This is a genomic window from Gilvimarinus sp. 1_MG-2023 (assembly GCF_030548285.1).
Map to the genome: position 1 here is coordinate 1 of NZ_JAUOSC010000969.1, position 274 is coordinate 274.

Annotated in this window: 1 protein-coding gene; it reads right to left on the reverse strand. The window is 57.3% G+C overall.

The genetic code is table 11. From position 1 onward, the window contains the following. A partial coding sequence (locus Q4563_RS19760) for a class I SAM-dependent methyltransferase (RefSeq protein WP_303605730.1) occupies positions 1-274 on the reverse strand: 274 nt, incomplete at both ends.

Here is a 274-nt window from a genome sequence, read left to right on the forward strand (position 1 = left end):
CATCAAGGGGTTGGTGGGCTTGGAAAACTCCAGCACCAGCAGGCGACCGCCGGGCTTGAGTACCCGGGTGATGGACGCCAGTGCGCCATCCTTGTCGGTGACATTCCGCAAGCCAAAGGCAATCGTCACCACATCAAAACTGTTGTCTTCGAATGGCAGGCATTCGGCATTGGCCTGGACGTACTCGATATTGCCAACGTAACCCTGGTCGGTCAGACGGTCGCGGCCGACATTCAGCATGGAGGAATTGATGTCGGCCAGTACTACCTTGCCT